Genomic DNA, 15,527 nt, shown 5'->3' with positions numbered 1-15,527 from the left:
ACAAAGCAAGTTAGCTAGTTAGCTAGTTAGCTAGTTAGCTAGTTAGTTATAAATAATCAGCCACAAGTCACTTCAAGACAGCGCTTAGTGAAGGACTAAGCGCAGCTGTTATCGCCTTTATTCTTGAAACAGTGTTTCGATATTTAAACCCTGATGCGTTACAATTTCACGCAACCGACGTAAAGCTTCAACCTGAATTTGCCGCACGCGTTCCCGCGTTAAACCAATTTCACGCCCTACATCTTCCAGCGTAGAAGGTTCATATCCCAGCAAACCAAAGCGTCGTGCTAATACTTCACGTTGTTTTGGGTTTAGCTCTTCCAGCCAAATCACCAGATGTTGTTTGATGTCTTGATCTTGCAATTCTAGCTCGGGGCCTAATTCTTTTTCATCAGCAATAACATCAAGCAGTTGTTTTTCTGAAGCGCCAGCCACTGGTACATCAACTGAAGTGATTTTTTCATTCAGCTTTAGCATTTTACGGACATCTTCAACTGGCTTATCTAATGAGGCAGCAATTTCTTCTGCGGTTGGTTCATGGTCTAGTCTTTGTGATAACTCACGCGCCGCACGTAAATAAATATTAAGCTCTTTCACCACATGAATAGGTAAACGGATCGTGCGCGTTTGATTCATAATGGCACGTTCGATGGTTTGACGGATCCACCAGGTCGCATAAGTTGAAAAGCGAAAACCCCGTTCAGGATCAAACTTCTCTACGGCTCGGATCAGGCCTAAATTGCCTTCTTCAATCAAATCTAGTAGGGCTAAACCACGATTAATATAACGACGGGCTATTTTTACCACTAAACGTAAGTTACTTTCGATCATGCGTTTGCGGGCGGCTTGATCACCTTTTAGCGATAGACGGGAAAAATACACTTCTTCTTCTGCGGATAACAATGGTGAAAAACCAATTTCGCCCAAATAAATCTGTGTAGCATCCATGGACTTTTGACTGTCATCCCTGACGAAAATTTCGTCTAGAGTGCCTTCGTCTTGCGATAACTCCTGTAACTCCGCTTCAATATCTTCATCTTCAGCTAGGACATTTTCATCAATTAGTTCGTCATCTTTCGCATCAGTTATTTTGTGATCTTTACTTGTCATATCCACTTACCCCACACTTAATGACACACCATAGGTGCGCAATGCTTCCATGCAAAGGATTAATTATTATTATTTTTATTATTAGTTTTCACGGTTATCTCGGCAAATACCTTAACGGGTCAACCGATTGGCCACGAAATCTAATTTCAAAGTGTAACCGTGTATCTATCGCATCGGTATCACCCATTTCGGCTATTTGTTGCCCCGCTTTAACGTCTTGCCGTTCCTTAACCAAAAGCCGTTTATTGTGGGCATAAGCACTGAGGTAATCATCGTTGTGCTTGATGATAATTAAGTTGCCATAGCCTCGTAGCGCATTACCGGCATACACAACCTGACCATCAGCAGCGGCATTGATACGACTGCCCGCACTACCACCAATATCTACCCCTTTATTGCCCTGCTCAGCGGTTGAAAAACGCGCCAAAATGGGACCTTTTACAGGCCATTGCCAGCTTACTCGCCCAACTGCAGTACTTGCAGATTGAGTAATATTGACAGGTGACCTCTCTTGAACATACCCCTTTTGCGAGCTAGCTGCAACCGATTTTACGGTAGAGCTTTTGCTCGTGGTAGGCGTGACTGAACCTTTAATTTTGGCGGCGGTACCCGCTTGCAGTTGAATAATCTGCCCCGGATAAATGGTGTAAGGCGCTTTGATATTATTGCGTGCAGCGACAGTGCGAAAATCTTGTCCTGCCCGAAAAGCAATAGAATATAAGGTGTCACCACGTTGTACTTGGTAACTGCGGCCACTTAAGGTCTGTTGTTGGCGTAATTGATGTTGCTGTTTACGAATTTCCAGCGTGGTGACTGGCGCCGGAGTCGACGAACCGGCGCAACCTGTTAACAACAGGACTGCAGCAATAGCTATCCAGCCAAAACCGTTCAGGGTTTCGGGCAGAGATAGTGTGCTAACTGCGCAAGACCTGACAATAATAGCTTACTCCTTGCTCTGGCCTACTACAGCATCGTCCGTTGCGGGCCGCTCAGATTCAGCGCCCAACCACTTTTCAAGATTCAGTAGCGCCAGCATCACGAACACTGCACTGGTAAAACATAGCAATGCCAATAGCAAATCATTTTGACCAAACGCTATCGCATACCGGCTTGGTGAATACATAAACTCACCCGCTTGCCAAGGCCAAAGCCGATACATGGCGCCAACGACAACGCCCGTTAACAACGCCAGAGTGGCATCATGGTAGCGCTGCAATAACCACTTTAACACATGCGAAAAACTCAATAAGCCCAGAACGCAACCACTAGCAAACAACGCCAGCACCGAAAAATGTAACTCACGAATGGCTAATATCACGGGGGCATACATGCCCGAAATTAACAGAATGAAGCTACCAGAAATGCCGGGTAAAATCATGGCACAGATCGCCACGGCACCGGCGACAAAAAACATCCAACTTGAAGGTTGTAGATCAACTGGCGAGAGCATCCCGACAAAGACCGCTAGTACAATACCTAATAACGCTAGCAAAGCACGACTAAGTGACCACTTAACTGAGCGTAACAAAAATGGTAACGCCGTTAAGATTAAGCCATTAAAAAAGGCCCACAAGGGTACTGGCCGATGCTCTAACAACCAACTGATCAGCGAGGCGAGGGAAAAAATACTAAGGAAAATCCCGGCAAACAAACACAACACAAAAGTGCCATCGATATGCCGCCACAATTGCTGAAATCGTCCTTTAAGTAACAACTGAAACGCCTGTAAATTTATCGCGCTAATTGCGCCTAATAAACGTTCATAAATACCCAAAATAAACGCGAGTGTGCCGCCCGAAACGCCCGGCACTACATCCGCCGCCCCCATAGCGAGACCTTTGATCAGCCATTGCAGATACTTCATATACTTCCTGTTTGCACGTTGTGCTGGTTACGCCAGATCGCCTGGCACTAAGGGAACAAACCTTACGGTTTCAATATCTTGTTTTTGCCACTGTTCGCCGTTTCGCTGATAAACACGTAACACTTGTTGTTCCGCACCCACGGGGATCACCAAACGCCCGCCATCGGTTAATTGCTCTAACAAGGCTTGCGGCACATCCACCGGCGCAGCGGTTACAATAATGCTATCAAAGGGCCCTTTCGTCGGCCAGCCTAACCAGCCATCACCGTGCTTCATCGACACATTGTGTAAATCTTGCGCTTGTAAACGGCGCTTCGCTTGAAACTGTAACGATTTAATACGCTCGACACTGCAAACATGACTGAATAACCGAGCCAAAATAGCAGTTTGATAACCCGAGCCCGTACCAATTTCGAGTACTTTGCCGCAACTGCCGCCATGCAGCAACAGCTCGGTCATACGTGCCACAATATAAGGTTGCGAAATGGTTTGCCCCAAGCCAATCGGCAAGGCCGTATTCTCATAAGCTTTGTGTGCTAGCACTGGTTCAACAAAGAGATGGCGCGGTGTTTGCGCGATAGCGCTCAGTACACGGGCATCAGTGATGCCATCAGCTTGAAGTTTTTGCGCTAACATCTGCGCACTACGTAAGGTAACGACTGCCATAATTACAATGGGATCCCCTCTAACCAATGTGCCAAGGTTTCCATACTTTTATAGGCAGACATATCAACATGTAATGGTGTGACTGAAGCATAACCATTTGCAATGGCATGAAAATCCGTGCCTTCACCAGCGTCTAATTCTGGCCCTAAAGAGCCGTACCAATAAATTTTTCGACCCCAAGGATCGGTTGAGCTACTCATGGTTTCGGCTTTATGCCGACGGCCAAGCCGCGTCACCTGAATACCTTTTAGTTCGTGTAATGGAATGGCCGGCACATTGATATTCAAAATTTGATCAGCAGGTAACGGATGTGATTGTAATTTACGTATCACTTCAACGGTCACATGCGCCGCCGTAGCAAAATGCTGTTCTTCACGCCCAGCAAGCGACACGGCGATAGCCGGTAAGCCAAGGTGTCGGCCCTCTGTCGCGGCGGCTACGGTGCCAGAATACAACACGTCATCCCCGAGGTTTGCCCCATGATTGATGCCGGCGACCACTAAATCGGGTGTGAAATCTAATAATTGGCTAATGGCTAAATGAACACAATCGGTCGGGGTGCCATTGACCGCAATAAAGCCGTTGTCTAAGGCTTGTGTGCGCAGCGGATTAAGTAAGGTCAACGAATTACTGGCACCACTGCAGTTACGATCGGGTCCTACGGTAGTGACTTCAGCAATTTGTAATAATGCTTGCTGTAATACTTGAATACCACGGGCATGCACCCCGTCATCGTTACTCAGTAAAATGCGCATTTAACACTCCATTTGTACAAGATCGCGGGCAATGTCACGATAAGACACTAACTCTCGCAGGACACTCGTCGCAAAACACCCTGCCGGTAAAGCAAACTGCAAGGTCACCGTATCAGCTTCGACTGCAGCGCTGACCGACTCGGGGATCACGCGCATCGCCCGTCGGCCAACTTGCACCCGCAGTAGCTCTAAACCGCTAACCCAGTGCTGCCAAGGGACAAGAACCTGCTGTTCAAATAAAGCGGCGTCTGCACTGACTAACGCCTTACCCTCACCACATAAAGGTGCGGTGAGATGAATATCGGCGCTGTCGAGCCGCTGTTGCAACACCGAGTCGGGTTCATTAACCGGAAATATCGAGCCAGAACCGTTTAGCTGCACCACATCCCCAGCCATTAATTGCTGAAAATGACCTTTTTGGATGCGCGCTGACAGAACCTGATTAAACAAAAAAGAGCGGCTTGCCGATAGTGCTAAACCCCGTAATTGCCGATCTACGATACTTTCGCCCTGAAACAAACGCTCAGCGAGGTGTAAATTCCCGCCAGCCAGACCAAAACGTTGCTCACCATAATAATTAGGTACCCCGGCTTCGAGTAAAGGTAACTTGGCCATTAGCGCCGGTACATCAGATACTTGTGTTAAGCGTAAAGTAAAATGATTGCGCTTTAAAGCACCTAGGCGCAATTTACGGTAATGCCGTACCATCTGTAAGATGTCAGCGCCTTCAATTTGCCAGGTTTGCCAGTCCAGCTCTTGCTTGATGGGCCATTTAAAGCAAAACCATTGCTGCGTGACCGCATGCCGATCTTTTAAACCCGCATAGCTAATATCGCGCACGCGTAAACCGGTTAAACGCGCCAGCTCGCGGGCAATAAACTGGGTATTTTGCCCGGTTTTCTCAATTTGCAGCAGAATATGTTCACCGGCACCGCTCGGCGTAAAATTAAGTTCTTCCACCACTAAAAAATCAGCAGCTGTTGCTCGAATAGCGGCGCGAATATGCGGTTGACCGTGCAAATAAGCTAACTCAGCTTGCGCAGGAAAAGACGGATGGCTTAAAGCGGTTTCAGTGTTCAGCATGAGGTTAATAACACCACGGCGGCAACCGCGATACCTTCTTTACGTCCGACAAAACCCAGTTGCTCGGTGGTGGTCGCTTTAACATTAACTTGATCAGGCTGACACTGTAGATCGGTGGCAATACAGGCACACATATCGGCAATGTGCGGTGCCATCTTTGGTGCTTGCGCCATAATAGTAATATCCACATTACCAATCTGATAGCCGCGCTGCTGCACTTCACTGAACACGCTACGTAATAAGATCCGGCTATCAATGCCGGCGTAAGCCGCGTCAGTGTCAGGAAAGTGCTTGCCAATATCTCCCAGCGCTAACGCACCTAATAAGGCATCGGCCAACGCATGTAGCACCACATCACCATCGGAGTGCGCAACGAGCCCTTGACGATAAGGAATTTTGATACCGCCCAGCGTCACTGGCCCCTCGCCACCAAAGGCATGTACATCGAAACCATGACCAATACGCATTGTCATTATTGATTTTGCTCCAAATAAAACGCTGCCAGCTGCAGATCGGCCGGCCGCGTAATTTTAAGATTATCACTGTGTCCTTCCACTAACAGAACCGGCTCATTCGCCCATTCCATAGCCGAGGCTTCATCTGTGACGACCACTTTGGCCGCTAACGCAGCTTGGATATTCGCTCTGAGTAAGGCCGTAGGAAAAAACTGTGGTGTAAGCGCATGCCATAAATGCTCGCGCTCTACCGTAGCATTAATTAAGTTTTGGCCACGTTTCATGGTATCACGGACTGGCGTTGCTAAAATACCACCATGCCCTACCTCAAGGCAGCGCTGGATCAGTAACTCGATATCTTGGCGGCGCACTAAAGGTCGCGCAGCATCATGCACAAGTACCCAAGGCATTTTTTCAGCGTCTATCGCTAACAGCGCATTTAATACCGAGTGCACCCGCTCTGCACCACCATCAACCCGCACAATATTTTCAGCGGTTAAGCCGGTTGCGGCAAAATAGGGATCGTTTGGGCTTAGCGCTAAATATAACTGCTGCACCGCGCTAATGGCTAACACCGGTTTAACACTGTGCTCTAAAATAGTTTTGCCGTGTAAGCGCAAGTATTGCTTGGGTTTATCGGCTTGCATACGCTGGCCAACCCCAGCGGCGGGGATCACGGCGGCAATCGCCGGAAAAGATTTTAATGACATTACGGTGTCCGCGGTACTATCCGAAAAAAAACTTCATCTTCAGCAATCAGACCAAGCTCGTTGCGAGCTCGCTCTTCTATCGCTTCCAATCCCTGGCGTAAATCATCAACATCCGCCAACAACATACGATTACGCTTAATCAACTCCTGATTACTCGCTTGTTGAGTGGCTATTTCTTCCTGCTGACGCAGGTAATCTGTCACACTGAGCTGACCAAACCAAAGCCGGTGTTGTAAGGCCGCTAACACGATGAGCAACAGCACGATTAATATGCGCATAACTAAACCGTTATTTCTGTTTGAGCTTATTATGAAGCGTTAAATAGCTACTGCAAAGCTTTATATCAGCTGCTTTGCCCCAAATGTGGTCGAGCGAAATTACGCCAATTTAGGCGGCTAGCCAATAAAAGTTCACGCAAAGTGAGTAAACGCGGTTCTTTTTTTTGTAAGTTTAACCACTGATGGCCACAACAAGCGGCGGTCATAATGTTCTTGTCTGGTTTAAGTAAAAACAACTTACTGTTGTCCTCGGCTAAGGGCATACCACTAAACGAAAACCAACCATACTGATTACAATGCAAACGCTGCTCTGTTACATCCACTTCATCAACACTGTCTAACACGATATGTTCAAGGGTTTTATCTTCGCAGTAAAGCGGCACAATCAGACCCGGTTTCGCTGCTTTGCTGTAAAAAGCTAGGATCGGATCCGCCGCCTGTTTACTGGCCGGACAGCGTTTAAATTGTTTGCCATACCAAGAGGCATTTTGACTATCGAGCGCCAAATTAGCAGGATATTGCAAAATACTGCTCGCAGCACGTCGAATATAAAAAGGTAAACTGGCGATGCGTTTTGGCAACTGTGCTAATTCTGAGCTGGGGGTGGCCGCCAAACGAAATAGCTCACGCTCATACAAAGCATTACACAGCTCAGTATAAGTTTGATTGGCTGCAGTTGCTTGCCAAAAATGTGGTTGATTTTCGTGCATCATCGTCATGTAGCGATGTTAGCCAATAGCCTGATTATTGTAAAAGCCTAAATGCATCTGTTAAGCAGAAAAATCGCTCTGTAAGAAAAAACCTTCGCAGCAAAGCGCTTATCCGCCAGGCTATCGCTGCAGACTGGACGCTCGCGCCGAAAAACGGTAGTTTAAGCGCCAGTCACACCACCGTTAGCCATAGAATAGGTCCGATGAATCGTCGTCAATTTTTACGCACCGCCGCTTTTACCCCCTTGGTTGTCGTGCTGGGCAGCAAATTTGTTGCGACTTTACGGCATTACCCTCTGACCGATCTGCAACAACGTTTACGCGCAATGCAACCGGATCGACTCCGTAGTATGGGGAACTGGAATGTGAGTCAGATTTTTCAACATTGTGCGCAAAACCTACGTTACTCTATTGTGGGTTATCCACAGCATCACTCGGTATTACAAAAAAATATCGTGGGTAAATTAGCGCTAAATTTTTATGCCGCAATAGGCAGTATGCCAGCGGCGCAGGAGCAGCCGATTCCTGGCGCACCACCACTGGCAGTAGACGTTCCTAATGATGTGGCACTACATGAGTTAATGTTTGAATTACAGGAATTTATTAATTGGCAGGGCGAATTAGCCGCGCATTTTGCTTACGGTAGCCTCACCAAGGCGCAGTACTACAAAGTGCATGCGTTATTTTTAGAACAACACTTGCAGCAGATTGTCTCTCGCTAACTAGCGGAACGACAGATTAACTCGCCAGTGGTTATCTTAGCGTAACTCAATGGCTTTATCGCGGAGCTCGTATTCACTACTTGCTATACCGCGAGCAAACGGCTCACATTTTATCTGCACGCGGTAACCATAAAAGCTATTTTCTGCCGGATCAGGATGACCTTGTTTATTTAAGCGTAAAGTGACGGCATTCGGGCCATAAAAATGTTTCACATCTTCAGGATGATATTTTTGCCTTAAGGCATCAAGCTGCTCTGCGGCCACCACTAAACACTGCGGTGGTGTTTCAGCCAGCTGAGCTTGGGTTTGTAATACAATCCAGTACGCTTGTTGTTGCCGATTAAAATACACATTTAACAAGGTTTCACCGTCTGCCCCATTACGCTGTGCCTGACACTGTGTTTTCACACATTTAAATGCCGCTATACTGGTATCACTGCTCTCACTGCTCTCATCGCTGTGACTAAATTGATGTTTTAACAATCGTTCTACCGTGGCTTTACTCATATCAAGCTGTATGCCATTAATTTGCACTTGTGATAAATCAATCTCACTTAATGTTGGACTTGGTTTATTTTGCGCTGAGGTGATGCTGATGAAACCGGCACCTAATACTGCACAACATATCTGAATCAAAGCATGTCTTTTCATAGCAAACCTAAAAAGTTGTTAGATATATTGACTATAACGCAGCCATTGCGTTTCGGCGGGAAAATTTCAATAAAGCTGCAGCAGCTTTGATCTTCATCATATGTTATGCGTTAAGCACAATAAAGATGGTGCTCTGCCACAGCAGGGTGCATGCCGCGAGCCGTTATACCGGTAGCCTGGCGGCTACCGGGAAACAAAGCCTAAATTACTGGCCTTTGATTTCGCTACGGCCTTTGTAGGGGGCCTTGCTGCCTAACTCTTGTTCGATCCGCAGTAATTGATTGTACTTCGCAACGCGATCTGAACGACACAGTGAACCGGTCTTAATTTGACCGGCTGCGGTACCCACCGCTAAATCCGCAATAAAGGCATCTTCGGTTTCGCCGCTACGGTGTGAAATAACTGCAGTAAAGCCCGCGTCTTTAGCCATTTTGATAGCGGCTAAGGTTTCGGTTAACGAGCCAATTTGATTAAACTTAATCAAAATTGAGTTACCGATGCCCTGCTCAATACCGCGTGTCAGGATCTTGGTATTGGTGACAAACAGATCGTCACCAACTAATTGCACTTTAGTGCCAATTTTGTTGGTTAAATCTTTCCAGCCATCCCAATCACTTTCGTCTAAACCATCTTCAATAGAAACGATCGGATAACGCTGTGATAAACCGGCTAAGTAATCGTTGAAACCATAGGAATCAAAGCTTTTGTTCTCGCCGCTTAACACGTACTGACCGTTTTTATAAAATTCAGAGGCCGCACAATCTAAGGCTAACGTAATGTCTTTATCCATTTCGTAGCCGGCAGCTTTTACCGCTTCAACGATAACCGATAAAGCTTCTTCGTTAGATTTCAAATCAGGTGCAAAACCGCCTTCATCACCCACTGCAGTGTTTAAACCGCGTTTTTGCAGTTCTTTTTTCAAGCTATGGAAAATCTCAGCGCCCATGCGTAATGCTTCAGCAAAGGTTTTAGCGCCGACAGGCTGCACCATAAATTCTTGAATATCAACGTTATTGTCAGCATGCTCGCCACCGTTGATGATATTCATCATCGGTACTGGCATGCTGTAAACACCCGAAGTGCCATTTAAATCAGCAATGTGTTGATATAATGGGATCTTTTTATCGGCAGCGGCAGCACGCGCTACGGCCAGTGATACCGCTAAAATGGCGTTTGCGCCTAATTTTGATTTGGTTTCAGTACCGTCTAAATCGATCATGATCTGATCGATGTCAGCTTGTTGGTAAGCATTTTTGCCGACTAACGCTGCTTGGATCGGGCCATCAATATTGGCAACCGCTTTTAATACGCCCTTGCCCAAATAACGGCTTTTATCACCATCACGTAACTCTAAGGCTTCGCGTGAACCGGTTGAGGCGCCTGAGGGTGCACAACCGCGCCCCATTACACCACTGGTCAAATACACATCCGCTTCGACTGTCGGGTTACCACGTGAGTCTACGATTTCGCGAGCAATAATTTTTGCAATTTCTGACATAATTTAAGATCCCCTTGATAAAGACAAAAAAGCCGTGTTATCCAACACGGCTTGCTAAAGTTATACGCGCTGCTGTTTTTGGAACTTATGCGCAGCGGCAACAAAGCTTTGGAACAATGGATGGCCATCGCGCGGCGTCGAATTAAACTCCGGATGGAACTGTCCAGCCACAAACCAAGGATGATCGGGTATTTCAATCATCTCAACCAGCTGATTATCAGCTGATAAACCAGAAATCACCAAGCCGGCAGCTTCTAATTTTGGTCTTAAATTGTTATTCACTTCATAACGGTGGCGATGACGTTCTTGTATCACCGCTTGACCATAAATACTAAAGGCTTTGGTATCGGCAACCAAATTACAGTTTTGGCTACCCAAGCGCATGGTGCCGCCCAGGTCAGAGTCGTTAGTACGCACTTCAATTGAGCCATCTGCATCGCGCCATTCGGTGATCAAACCGACCACCGGATACGTTGTTTCTTTATTAAATTCAGTAGAGTGAGCTTCTGGCATACCCGCCACGTTACGCGCATATTCAATTAAAGCAACTTGCATACCTAAACAAATGCCCAAATAAGGTACTTTGTTTTCGCGAGCAAATTGCGCCGCTAAAATTTTACCTTCAACACCGCGCTCACCAAAGCCACCCGGTACTAAGATACCGTCTAAACCGCTTAATATTGCAGGGCCTTTGCTCTTAATATCTTGCGAGTCGATGTATTTAATATTAACGGTAACGCGATTTTTTAAACCGGCATGACCCAAAGCTTCATTCACCGATTTATACGCATCGGGTAACTCCACATACTTACCAACCATACCAATGGTGATCTCGCCCGTCGGGTTCGACTCTTGGTATAACACCTGTTCCCATTCCGCTAAATCGGCTTCAGGTGCATCGATATGGAAACGGCGACAGACTAAATCGTCCAAGCCTTGTGATTTCAACAAAGCCGGAATTTGATAAATGCTTGAGACGTCTTTTAGCGAAATAACTGCTTTTTCTTCAACATTAGTAAACAGCGCTATTTTAGCCCGTTCGTTATTCGGGATCGCCCGATCGGAACGGCAAACCAGAATATCAGGTTGAATACCGATAGAACGCAGCTCTTTTACCGAGTGTTGAGTTGGCTTGGTTTTGATCTCGCCAGCCGTGCCTAAGTAAGGCACCAAGGTTAAATGCATAAACAAAGTGCGCTCACGACCCACTTCGGTACCCAGCTGACGAATAGCTTCTAAGAAAGGTAGCGATTCAATATCACCGACCGTACCGCCAATTTCGACAATGGCAATATCATAGCCATCGGCACCGGCAACCACGCGGTTTTTAATTTCGTTAGTGATATGCGGGATAACTTGAATGGTGGCACCTAAATAGTCACCACGACGCTCACGGCGCAATACGTCAGCGTAGATGCGGCCTTGCGTAAAGTTATTTAACTTCGTCATTTTAGTGCGAATAAAGCGCTCGTAGTGCCCCAAATCCAGATCCGTTTCCGCACCGTCTTCGGTAACGAAAACTTCACCATGTTGGATCGGGCTCATCGTGCCAGGATCGACGTTGATGTAAGGATCCAATTTCAGCAGAGTGACATTTAAACCACGCGCTTCCAGAATTGCCGCCAGCGATGCCGCAGCAATGCCTTTACCTAGAGATGAGACAACCCCACCCGTCACAAAAATATATCGTGTCGCCATAAGACCCCAGAAACGCAGTAATAGAAGATTTCGCCAAACAAAAAAAGCATTTAGCACCGATAAAACTATCGGTTGCTGTTAAAACAAGGGCTTAAAATGTTTGGTATCAGGACGGGAGGAAAGTATAGCAAAGGCCGAACAGCGGCTCAATCTAAAGCTGTGTTAGTCGTTAAATAATTGCACAACGTAAAACAGGTAAGACCAGCAAGTTGCAATGCAACAAGCAATCTGCATAACCCTTTACTTCAAGCCGGTAGTTAAGGGCGGTCATTACCGCCCTGTGCATGCCACTGGGCCGCCATTATGACGGTTGGCGCTTTACCTGCTGCCAAATCTGTTCCATTTCGTCCAAAGAGGCCTGTTCAGTGCTGCGGCCTTGCTCGGCAAGCGTTAGTTCGACCGCGCGAAAGCGCTTTTCAAACTTACTGTTCGCCGCACGTAAAACCGCCTCAGGATCCAGTTTATGCTTACGCACCACATTCACCAGCGCAAACATTAAGTCGCCGAGTTCTTCTGCTAGCTCGGCACTGCCCGGGGCGGTTTGTTCAACTTCTAAAATCTCTTCTTTGACTTTATTCCAGCAACCGCTAACATCCGGCCAATCAAAACCGACATTAGCACAGCGTTTTTGCAGCTTATAAGCACGGCTTAATGCTGGCATCGCTTGCGGAATATTATCCAGCACACTGTGTTGCCCGCTCTCTTTACGCTCCGTGCTTTTCAGGGCTTCCCAATTTTTTAGCACGGTGTCGGCATCTTCTGCACTGAGATTACCAAACACATGCGGATGGCGACGCTCTAATTTATCGCAAATGGCCGTGACACAATCTTCAAACTGAAAGCGACCTTCTTCTTTAGCTAACTGGGCATAAAACACCACTTGAAACAGCAAATCGCCTAATTCATCTTTCAGCTCATCAAAGCTATCACGCGCGATAGCATCAGCCACTTCATAGGCCTCTTCTAAAGTGTAGGGCACAATGCTGGCGTAGCTTTGCTTCAGATCCCACGGACAACCGCTAACAGGATCGCGTAATGCGGACATGATGCTTAACAAGCGTGAAATGGGTTCAGACACGGCTAACTCTTCTTATACTTAACGGCTTAATGATGAAAGCGTTTTGCTTCAATCACATCGTCTATTTGGCTAATTTTACTCAGCAGTTTATTTAACGAGTCCAAGTTGTACAGTTCCATCGTCATATTAATCACCGCGGTTTGCGCTTTAATATCCGAACTACTGCTCATACTGGTCACGTTGGCTTTTTCATTGGCCAAGATACTGGTGATATCGCGTAACAAGCCATTACGATCATTGGCCACAATCCGAATATCGACTTCGTAACCAGAGGCATACTTGTCACCCCAAGTGGCATCGACCACCCGCTCTGGATGTGAATCCAATAAGGTTTTGAACTGATCGCAATCATCACGGTGAATCGCAATACCACGACCTTGCGTGATATAGCCAATAATGGCATCGCCTGGTAACGGCTGACAACAGCCCGCCATATGTGTTAGCAAATTACCCACACCTTGCACCACCACATCACTTTTCACTTTATTAGTGGGTAGCGGTTTGGTTTTTAAACGCGGATCAATCTCGGGTAATTCATGATTTGGGCTTTGGCTTTGAATAAAGTGGACTACTTGTGTCACTTTGATTTCACCACCGCCAATGCCGACTAATAGCTCGTCCATGCTATTGACATTAAAGCGTTGCAACACCTTGGTTGGTGCTTCAATCAGCAGGTTTAACCGATTCAATTCAGCATCGAGTAACTCACGACCGGCTGACAAATTCTTATCACGATCTTGTAAGCGGAACCAATATTGCACCTTAGAGCGTGCCCGGCTTGATTTTAAATAGCCTAAATTAGGATTTAGCCAATCTCGGCTGGGGTTGGGCTCACGCCCCGTAAGAATTTCGACCTGATCACCGGTTTTTAATTGGTAGGTAAAAGGCACGATGCGCCCAGAGATTTTCGCGCCGATACAACGATGTCCAACATTAGAATGTACATAGTAAGCAAAATCTAACGGTGTCGAGCCCATCGGTAAATCAACAATATCGCCTTTGGGCGTAAAGACATAAACGCGATCTTCAATAACCTGAGTACGCAACTCTTCAGCCAAGTCGGTGCCATCGGCTAAATCTTCTTGCCATTGCAATAACTTACGTAACCAGCTAATTTTTTCATCGTTCGCCACGGTTTTGCTGGCCGCGCCGCCCTCTTTGTAACGCCAATGCGCTGCAACACCCAACTCGGCATCTTCATGCATTTGTCGCGTACGGATTTGGATCTCGATCGGCCGCCCTTGTGGGCCTAGCACCACGGTATGAATGGATTGATAACCATTTTGTTTTGGCGTGGCGATGTAATCGTCGAACTCTTTGGGTAAATGTCGCCAATTGGTATGCACTAACCCCAAAGACGCATAACAATCTTGCACACGTTCGGTCACAATCCGAACCGCTCTGATGTCATACAACTGTTCGAAAGACAGCTGCTTTTTCTGCATTTTCTTCCAAATGCTAAAAATGTGTTTCGGCCGCCCGTAAACTTCGGCTTGCACTTGCGCATCGAGCATTTTTTGCCGAACCGCAGCTACAAAATCTTGCATATATTGTTCGCGATCTAAGCGTCGCTCTTCCAGTAAACTGGCCACCTGTTTATATGTGGTTGGATGCAAATAGCGAAACGCCAGATCTTCAAGTTCCCATTTTAATTGGCCAATACCTAAACGGTTGGCTAAGGGCGCAAAAATAGCATTGGTTTCTTTCGCCGCGAGAACGCGCGTTTCTTCATCGGCATCTTTCACATCACGCAGATAGCAAATTTGTGCCGCTAATTTAATCACCACCGCGCGCACATCTTCTACCATGGCTAGCAACATGCGCCGTAAGTTATCCGCTTGTTGGCCATCCGCACCTTGCTTAACGCTGGTTGGGATAGTGCGGATCGCTTCCATTTGTTGCACCGCAGACAGCAGCAAGGCCACCGAAGCAGAAAAATTGGCTTCAATCTGCGCCAATTCCAGCAGGCCCGCCTCAAAAGCAGGAAATAACAAGGAGGCAAGCAGTGAGTCCTGATCCATTTTAAGATCAGCCAAAATCTCTACCATTTCCCAGCCGGTTCGCACCTCTAGCACATCGTCGTCTAGTTGTTGCTGTTTTAGCCAGGCTGCGCATTCTAATAATGCACCAATCCTTTTTTCAGACAGCCCCAGTGAGCACAGCCATTCGACTGTCTCACCACCATGGTAGCCACTGCTGTGTGACTGGCGCACCCTAACCATGTTTTGTCCTCATTAAAATAAGTCGTT

Annotated in this window: 16 protein-coding genes; 1 reads left to right on the top strand and 15 read right to left on the bottom strand. The window is 46.8% G+C overall.

The genetic code is table 11. From position 1 onward, the window contains the following. Positions 1-117: 117 nt before the first annotated feature. From rpoS to ACUJFL_RS04890, 10 genes are all read right to left on the bottom strand, one after another. On the bottom strand, positions 118-1,110 hold the full coding sequence (gene rpoS / locus ACUJFL_RS04935) for an RNA polymerase sigma factor RpoS (RefSeq protein WP_226749628.1): 993 nt from the start codon (positions 1,108-1,110) through the stop codon (positions 118-120). Between the two features lie 94 nt (positions 1,111-1,204). Further along, positions 1,205-1,966, bottom strand: coding sequence for a peptidoglycan DD-metalloendopeptidase family protein (locus ACUJFL_RS04930; RefSeq protein WP_445429063.1), 762 nt, complete (start codon positions 1,964-1,966; stop codon positions 1,205-1,207). An 87-nt stretch (positions 1,967-2,053) separates the two neighbouring features. Beyond that, the gene (locus ACUJFL_RS04925) at positions 2,054-2,974 is read right to left on the bottom strand and encodes a DUF368 domain-containing protein (protein ID WP_445428642.1); all 921 of its coding nucleotides are present in this window, start codon (positions 2,972-2,974) and stop codon (positions 2,054-2,056) included. 27 nt (positions 2,975-3,001) lie between these two features. Then, complete coding sequence (locus tag ACUJFL_RS04920) at positions 3,002-3,640, bottom strand: protein-L-isoaspartate(D-aspartate) O-methyltransferase (protein ID WP_226749625.1); 639 nt, start codon at positions 3,638-3,640, stop codon at positions 3,002-3,004. Between the two features lie 2 nt (positions 3,641-3,642). Next, positions 3,643-4,395 carry a 5'/3'-nucleotidase SurE gene (gene surE / locus ACUJFL_RS04915; RefSeq protein ID WP_445428641.1) on the bottom strand — a complete coding sequence of 251 codons (753 nt, stop codon included), beginning with the start codon at positions 4,393-4,395 and terminating at the stop codon, positions 3,643-3,645. Next, complete coding sequence (truD, locus tag ACUJFL_RS04910) at positions 4,396-5,478, bottom strand: tRNA pseudouridine(13) synthase TruD (RefSeq protein WP_445428640.1); 1,083 nt, start codon at positions 5,476-5,478, stop codon at positions 4,396-4,398. Beyond that, positions 5,472-5,951, bottom strand: a complete 480-nt coding sequence (gene ispF / locus ACUJFL_RS04905; RefSeq protein ID WP_445428639.1) for a 2-C-methyl-D-erythritol 2,4-cyclodiphosphate synthase — start codon at positions 5,949-5,951, stop codon at positions 5,472-5,474. The genes truD and ispF overlap by 7 nt, the downstream gene beginning before the upstream one ends. Next, on the bottom strand, positions 5,951-6,643 hold the full coding sequence (gene ispD, locus ACUJFL_RS04900) for a 2-C-methyl-D-erythritol 4-phosphate cytidylyltransferase (protein ID WP_445428638.1): 693 nt from the start codon (positions 6,641-6,643) through the stop codon (positions 5,951-5,953). Before ispD ends, ispF begins: the two co-directional genes overlap by 1 nt. Continuing rightward, positions 6,643-6,921 carry a cell division protein FtsB gene (ftsB, locus tag ACUJFL_RS04895; protein ID WP_226749620.1) on the bottom strand — a complete coding sequence of 93 codons (279 nt, stop codon included), beginning with the start codon at positions 6,919-6,921 and terminating at the stop codon, positions 6,643-6,645. The genes ispD and ftsB overlap by 1 nt, the downstream gene beginning before the upstream one ends. Before the next feature lie 65 nt (positions 6,922-6,986). Further along, on the bottom strand, positions 6,987-7,640 hold the full coding sequence (locus tag ACUJFL_RS04890) for a hypothetical protein (RefSeq protein ID WP_226749619.1): 654 nt from the start codon (positions 7,638-7,640) through the stop codon (positions 6,987-6,989). Between the two features lie 194 nt (positions 7,641-7,834). On the opposite strand from ACUJFL_RS04890, the gene ACUJFL_RS04885 reads away from it, so the two are divergent. Then, entirely contained in the window at positions 7,835-8,353 is a 519-nt protein-coding gene (locus ACUJFL_RS04885) for a DUF1569 domain-containing protein (protein WP_226749618.1), read from the top strand. Positions 8,354-8,389: 36 nt separating this feature from the next. Here the strand turns inward: ACUJFL_RS04885 and ACUJFL_RS04880 are convergent, their stop codons facing one another. The 5 genes from ACUJFL_RS04880 to relA all read right to left on the bottom strand — a co-directional run bounded on the left by ACUJFL_RS04880 (position 8,390) and on the right by relA (position 15,500). After that, a complete protein-coding gene (locus ACUJFL_RS04880) occupies positions 8,390-9,004 on the bottom strand; it encodes a hypothetical protein (RefSeq protein ID WP_445428637.1) in 615 nt (204 codons plus the stop codon). A gap of 205 nt (positions 9,005-9,209) precedes the next feature. Next, entirely contained in the window at positions 9,210-10,502 is a 1,293-nt protein-coding gene (eno, locus tag ACUJFL_RS04875; protein WP_226749616.1) for a phosphopyruvate hydratase, read from the bottom strand. A 60-nt stretch (positions 10,503-10,562) separates the two neighbouring features. After that, on the bottom strand, positions 10,563-12,200 hold the full coding sequence (locus ACUJFL_RS04870) for a CTP synthase (protein WP_445428636.1): 1,638 nt from the start codon (positions 12,198-12,200) through the stop codon (positions 10,563-10,565). 301 nt (positions 12,201-12,501) lie between these two features. Continuing rightward, positions 12,502-13,278 carry a nucleoside triphosphate pyrophosphohydrolase gene (mazG, locus tag ACUJFL_RS04865; protein ID WP_226749614.1) on the bottom strand — a complete coding sequence of 259 codons (777 nt, stop codon included), beginning with the start codon at positions 13,276-13,278 and terminating at the stop codon, positions 12,502-12,504. A 26-nt stretch (positions 13,279-13,304) separates the two neighbouring features. Beyond that, on the bottom strand, positions 13,305-15,500 hold the full coding sequence (gene relA / locus ACUJFL_RS04860; protein WP_445428635.1) for a GTP diphosphokinase: 2,196 nt from the start codon (positions 15,498-15,500) through the stop codon (positions 13,305-13,307). Positions 15,501-15,527 lie beyond the last annotated feature (27 nt).

The organism is Alishewanella sp. HL-SH05 (genome assembly GCF_052655985.1).
This window is presented reverse-complemented; position numbering and strand designations above follow the sequence as displayed.

What these genes read in the sequence shown, in the direction of transcription:
- ACUJFL_RS04880 (WP_445428637.1), bottom strand. Translation starts at nt 9,004, where the DNA reads ATGAAAAGACATGCTTTGATTCAGATATGTTGTGCAGTATTAGGTGCC.
- truD (WP_445428640.1), bottom strand. Translation starts at nt 5,478, where the DNA reads ATGCTGAACACTGAAACCGCTTTAAGCCATCCGTCTTTTCCTGCGCAA.
- ACUJFL_RS04925 (WP_445428642.1), bottom strand. Translation starts at nt 2,974, where the DNA reads ATGAAGTATCTGCAATGGCTGATCAAAGGTCTCGCTATGGGGGCGGCG.
- ispF (WP_445428639.1), bottom strand. Translation starts at nt 5,951, where the DNA reads ATGACAATGCGTATTGGTCATGGTTTCGATGTACATGCCTTTGGTGGC.
- rpoS (WP_226749628.1), bottom strand. Translation starts at nt 1,110, where the DNA reads ATGACAAGTAAAGATCACAAAATAACTGATGCGAAAGATGACGAACTA.
- ftsB (WP_226749620.1), bottom strand. Translation starts at nt 6,921, where the DNA reads ATGCGCATATTAATCGTGCTGTTGCTCATCGTGTTAGCGGCCTTACAA.
- ACUJFL_RS04885 (WP_226749618.1), top strand. Translation starts at nt 7,835, where the DNA reads ATGAATCGTCGTCAATTTTTACGCACCGCCGCTTTTACCCCCTTGGTT.
- surE (WP_445428641.1), bottom strand. Translation starts at nt 4,395, where the DNA reads ATGCGCATTTTACTGAGTAACGATGACGGGGTGCATGCCCGTGGTATT.
- ACUJFL_RS04920 (WP_226749625.1), bottom strand. Translation starts at nt 3,640, where the DNA reads ATGGCAGTCGTTACCTTACGTAGTGCGCAGATGTTAGCGCAAAAACTT.
- relA (WP_445428635.1), bottom strand. Translation starts at nt 15,500, where the DNA reads ATGGTTAGGGTGCGCCAGTCACACAGCAGTGGCTACCATGGTGGTGAG.
- ACUJFL_RS04890 (WP_226749619.1), bottom strand. Translation starts at nt 7,640, where the DNA reads ATGACGATGATGCACGAAAATCAACCACATTTTTGGCAAGCAACTGCA.
- ispD (WP_445428638.1), bottom strand. Translation starts at nt 6,643, where the DNA reads ATGTCATTAAAATCTTTTCCGGCGATTGCCGCCGTGATCCCCGCCGCT.
- ACUJFL_RS04870 (WP_445428636.1), bottom strand. Translation starts at nt 12,200, where the DNA reads ATGGCGACACGATATATTTTTGTGACGGGTGGGGTTGTCTCATCTCTA.
- eno (WP_226749616.1), bottom strand. Translation starts at nt 10,502, where the DNA reads ATGTCAGAAATTGCAAAAATTATTGCTCGCGAAATCGTAGACTCACGT.